The sequence below is a fragment of the Microcoleus sp. genome (assembly GCF_049646505.1).
Classification (GTDB): domain Bacteria; phylum Cyanobacteriota; class Cyanobacteriia; order Cyanobacteriales; family Microcoleaceae; genus Microcoleus.
In genome coordinates, this window is the sequence record NZ_JBARVX010000507.1 from 1 (window position 1) to 4,922 (window position 4,922).

General features: G+C 47.0%; 6 protein-coding genes and 1 pseudogene. 1 reads left to right on the forward strand and 6 read right to left on the reverse strand.

Annotated elements, in window-relative coordinates; genetic code table 11:
- The 6 genes from WBA89_RS24290 to WBA89_RS24315 all read right to left on the reverse strand — a co-directional run.
- On the reverse strand, positions 1-222 hold a 222-nt coding region (locus tag WBA89_RS24290), incomplete at its 3' end, for a GAF domain-containing protein (RefSeq protein WP_424410034.1).
- 195 nt (positions 223-417) lie between these two features.
- The gene (locus WBA89_RS24295; RefSeq protein ID WP_424410035.1) at positions 418-540 is read right to left on the reverse strand and encodes a hypothetical protein; all 123 of its coding nucleotides are present in this window, start codon (positions 538-540) and stop codon (positions 418-420) included.
- Positions 541-749: 209 nt separating this feature from the next.
- The gene (locus tag WBA89_RS24300) at positions 750-896 is read right to left on the reverse strand and encodes a hypothetical protein (protein WP_424410037.1); all 147 of its coding nucleotides are present in this window, start codon (positions 894-896) and stop codon (positions 750-752) included.
- 718 nt (positions 897-1,614) lie between these two features.
- Positions 1,615-1,830 (reverse strand): NAD(P)H-quinone oxidoreductase subunit O, encoded by a 216-nt coding sequence (locus WBA89_RS24305; protein WP_424410039.1) that lies wholly within the window; start codon positions 1,828-1,830, stop codon positions 1,615-1,617.
- 207 nt (positions 1,831-2,037) lie between these two features.
- Complete coding sequence (locus WBA89_RS24310; protein ID WP_424410040.1) at positions 2,038-2,967, reverse strand: DNA-formamidopyrimidine glycosylase; 930 nt, start codon at positions 2,965-2,967, stop codon at positions 2,038-2,040.
- Positions 2,968-2,969: 2 nt separating this feature from the next.
- A complete protein-coding gene (locus WBA89_RS24315; RefSeq protein ID WP_424410042.1) occupies positions 2,970-3,350 on the reverse strand; it encodes a photosystem I reaction center subunit IV in 381 nt (126 codons plus the stop codon).
- Positions 3,351-3,949: 599 nt separating this feature from the next.
- On the opposite strand from WBA89_RS24315, the pseudogene WBA89_RS24320 reads away from it, so the two are divergent.
- Positions 3,950-4,922, forward strand: a pseudogene (locus WBA89_RS24320) (ATP-binding protein); the annotation flags it as partial.

Here is a 4,922-nt window from a genome sequence, read left to right on the forward strand (position 1 = left end):
GAAGCGGTAGACGGCGACTCGATCGGCATTTAGGAGTTGCCGGACTTCGGTGGCTGTGATTTTGAATATTGTTTCTAAGTCTAGGGATTCGCGAATTTTGCTAATGACTCCCATCAGCGCTTGCAGCTTTTTGAACCAGGTTTGAGACTGCATTTCTCTTTCAAGGTGAGCTAGCTTTTCGCGCAGGTTGCTTACTTCTTGATACAGGTATTGATGAAACATAATGCTATTTTTTTAGTTGTTTTGCGGTTTGGTATCGAGGTAGATGTCATCCCCATATCGCTCTGCAATTTGAGTCTGGTATTGAAGAAGGAAGAAGGAAGAAGGAAGAAGGAAGATGGAAGAAGTCATTAGTCATTAGTCATTAGTCATTAGTCATTAGTCATCAGTCATCAGTCATCAGTCATTAGTCATCAGTCATGTTTTGCTGTCGTCTCCGAGCTTTCCGTACAACGCCATCAGTCCGATGGAAGATGGAAGATGGAAGATGGAAGTCGCAATCAAAGCAAGGGCTTCAGCAATTAAGAACGTCTTAACCATCGGGCGGGGTTGCTATAAATCACAAGAGGAAACGACTAATTCTCCTGCTTCTGGTAGCACTTAGCAGCGACTGATGCTGCATTTCCGTATTTTTTGTAGATTTGGTGGTTGTCGAGCATCTTAAGTTGCGTATATTTACCTACAAAGCGGGCGATCGGTGATTTGGTGCTGCATAAATTGTCAATTGTTGAGAATGATAGTCACAAAACTTACGTATAAAACCGGACGATCGAGCCGATCGCATCAGGGAAGATCCGAAAGCGGCAGCGAGAAACGGGGTTTGACGACCCTAGGGCTGGCAGCGTCTTAACTAATTGTGACATTTTTTTCCGATCGCCTTCGGTTCTAATTGTCACCCTTTTATTATGACTGCAAACTCGATCGATGGTTTCCTGGGCTTTGCGATCTAATGTCCTGTTCGGAGCGCCTCTCTTAAAATTTGTTTCAATGTAGCCGATCGGCTTTTCTCTAGTTTTTGCTAATGCTCAATTCATTTATTTTAAGTGATGATTTATACACTGTTGGAAGCGCTCGGATCTTTTCGATAATTTTCCGAACACTTTAATGCTTTTATGTTATCGCCTTTATTTGTTAAACTGATGACAATATGCCAGACAAAATTAGATAAAAGTCCGATCGCTCTTGGACACCGCAGATGCACCAGGCAGATGCACCAGGCAGATGATTTCAAGATAGATAGGACGGCGGTGAAACTGCCCGGTGTTTTGATCTGTAGGCGTGAATTTTTTGTATTTTACTGTTGACTTGCTATGACAGCGGTTCTCAGTAATATCGTTTCCGGTTGCATCGGAAACGATATGAGACGCGATAGCAAATCCGGGTAATAAGCTGTTAGATCAATTCCGGCTGCACCGTCAGGTGATTGTTGACTATCACCTGACGGTACAACTGGAATTGATATCATCCGCAAGATAAATCAATATAAATTATTATTTGAGATCGGGTGCGATCGATCGGGATTAAAAGCGGGGCGGGTTTTTGAGATTGTCAATGATTGGCAGAGATTTTTGGTGAGAGAAGCCCCTACGGTATTAGGGGCAACCGGATCTGACATTACTTAAAATCTTCGAGTTGGTCTAGGCGCAGCCAAATATTCGGGGTGGGAACTTTGCCGAATTTGACGAAGGCGTAGTCGCCGCGAATATCCATTACTTCGCCTTTTGTTTCAAATAGATAGGAGGAAAAGCGCGGATCGCTGGCTGTGGCTTCTAGGCTGTTTTCCAATTTTTCGCGAATTGCGCGGACTGTGCTACCTTTTTTGATTGCCATGACTTGCTCTGTTTAGTTGATCGAAGTATTTAAATTTTAATGCTGATTTGGCTTTAATACCAGTTAAAAGAATTGGTGGTTGATTGAGTTGAGTCGGCGGTTGAAACCGCAACTACACGAACGAAGTCTGCCTTCGCAGACTGAAGAGTCGGAAGCTGAGATTTGGTATATCGATCGAATCTGATACAAAATCTGTTGCCCAAATTATTATTTCTGGCACGCAGGGCAAAAATGAGTCGATCGCCCTGCTAATTTTATCTTTTCAATGGTTGTAGAGCAAGTGCGGCAGGGTTGACCGGATCTATTGTACACCCAAGCGACACCGCCGTAGTTGCCGTTTACACCTTGGACGTTGAGAAAATTACTGAAAGTGGTGCCGCCGGAGGCGATCGCCTGCTGTAAAACTTGAATAATAGCTGTATGGATGCGCTCAATTTGCGGCGCTGTCAAATCCGCGCACAGAGTTGTCGGCATCACTCCCGACAAAAACAAAGTTTCGTCTGCGTAAATATTGCCCAAACCCGCTACCAGTGACTGGTCTAGCAATGCTGTTTTAATTGGTCGCGCCCGTCTCTGTAGCTTGCGGGCCAAATATTCTGCGGTAAATTCCTCTGAAAACGGTTCCGGGCCTAGGAGTTTGAGGCCGGTAACTGTGCTGGAAACTTCGGTTTCTGCGGGCACGTACCACATTTGCCCGAAGGTGCGCTGGTCTACAAACCGCAGTTCTCGGTTTCCTTCAAAAAATAGCCGCACTCGCCCGTGTTTTGGCAGGGGTTCGGATTCGTTCACCCACAGCAATTGTCCGGTCATCCGCAGGTGAACCCCCAACCAGCCAGCTTTTGAGGGATGGAAGAAGGAAGAAGGAAGAGGGAAGAAGGAAGAAGGAAGAGTGGGCACGGGGATGAGGGCGGGCACGGGGGCACCGCCCCTACATTGAGATAGTTCTGCCAGGAGGTATTTGCCGCGCCGGTACCAACGGGCGATCGACTTTCCTTTGAGTTTTGTCAAAAAATCGGTTGCAGAGATTGAGGGGGCGATCGAGCTATTTAACAGCACGTCCCCGCCCAAAATTTCTCGATCGAGGGTAAGTTGGTTCAAACCCCGGCAAATAGTTTCAACTTCTGGCAGTTCTGGCACAATTAGCGTTGTTCTGTTCCTTGATTTGGCGAACCTTCGACGCTGCCGGGAACTTCTGCACCAGGCTTGCTGCCGGTCGAAGTTTTCGGCTGCTGGGGGGTTGCTCCGCTGCCTGTTTTGCGGCTTTTCGGGTCTACGGTGGTTTGCTTGCCGCCGGAAGCTGCTGGAGTGGCTGTTTTGGCTTTTGCTTTGGGTGCGGCAACTTCCACTACTTCGCTTTGGGCGAAGTTGTTGGTGTTGACGCCTGCATAATTTACGGTGTTAAAGCGAACGATAACAGGGTATTTAATGCCGCTTTGGTCTACCGTAGCTACGGTGCCCACTTCTTGATACCAGAAGGATTCTTTGCGAAGAATCCGGACTGTCGAACCGCGTTGAACCATGAGCTTTGTTTCCTTTGCGATGAATAAACGGATAAAGCCATTTTTTTTACTCTAGTCGATCGCGCGCCGCATTTAAAGTCTGTAACGAAATTCTTGCCTGGGGCTCTGTTTTTTCGTTGCTACTTTGTAAAGAAAAGTAAATTTTTTTGTGGGCGATCGCTAGAGTTAAAAAATTAATAAACAGATATTATCCGTCAAAAAAAAGCAGGGCGATCGGATCTATAAAAAAGTTTACAAATCGGATTTTGTGGGGTGGTGGAGGGAACAGAACCCGGAGACCCCCCGAACCAAGAGGGCGGGGACGGGGGCACTGCCCCTACAAGGGTGGACTAGAAGCATTCTCAAAGTCAACCCCTACTCCCCTTCTTTCCCCCCTTGGGGGGGGTAGGGGGGGGTGGGGATTTAGGGGGATCTAGACTTCGATATAAACGAGAGATATAGAGGTTTCGGTCTTCAGTTAAAAACCCGGAGATCCCCCCTAGCCCCCCTTAAGAAGGGGGGAACAAGAGTATTTAAAGTCTCTGGTTAATCCGGTAAATTATCCTTGTGCTAATTATCTCGCCGCGCTAAACTACTGCAAAGTATGGGAATTATTTAAAATGCCGTTAGTAGATTTAGCTAATACTAAAGTTCGGGTTCTTGGATGCAGTGCGGTGATGGCTGTGGGGCAGCTTATTTCAAATGCGATCGCCAATCCGGCAACTCTCGCAGCGGGTTTAACGGGTAGTACGATCGCACTTGGGGGAGTTTCTATCTTAGCTGCGATCGCTGGTGGTATAGCGGGGAATATCGCGGCGAATGACTTGGGAAATCGGATGGCGGAAAAATTGGGGAAAAATCCGAATATTCTGGACAATCACGATTTGATTAAGGCGGCGGGTGAGGCGATCGGCTATATTTTGCTAGAGGTGGCGAAGTCGGATGAATTAATTGCGATCGCCGAAACCAAAAATTTGCCTTATCCAAAACAGGCTTTAGATAAATTAGCCGAAAAGACTCCCAAATACTGGCTGGATATTAACACGAATACAGCCGACTTGTCAAGGGGTTTGCAGATTTCGGAAGACCAGCTAACCAAGATTTTTTCTGCGGATGTCGAAGAGTTCGATCGCGTTACGGGATTGACACCGGAAGATTGGGCAAGTTTCCTGCAGGAATTTGCCCGCAGCGAGGGGAAATCCTTCGATGCGGCAATTGTGGAATTTGTGGCGGAAAAGCTGTATACAACATTCCCGAAAGCGTACCGCGAAGTGCTGAAACTGGATGCGGCGAAGGGCGGAGAAAAGTTTGCGGCAATGCTGTTGAACCTGCACCAAATTGCTTTGGCGGAACTCAAAGATTTGGGGCTGAAAAATGGGGAAATTCTGCAAAAATTGGAGAGTTTGGCGACGCAGCAGCAGATTTGTCAAGTGATGGTGAAATTGGAGGCGATGGAAATTGGCATCCGGGACGATTTGGCGCAAATTCAGAACTTGCTGCAACGATTTGTTGATACTGGTACGCCCAGATTGCCGCTTCCCTACGAGTGCGAAACGATTATTGCAGACCGGACTCAAGACTTTACCGGTCGCC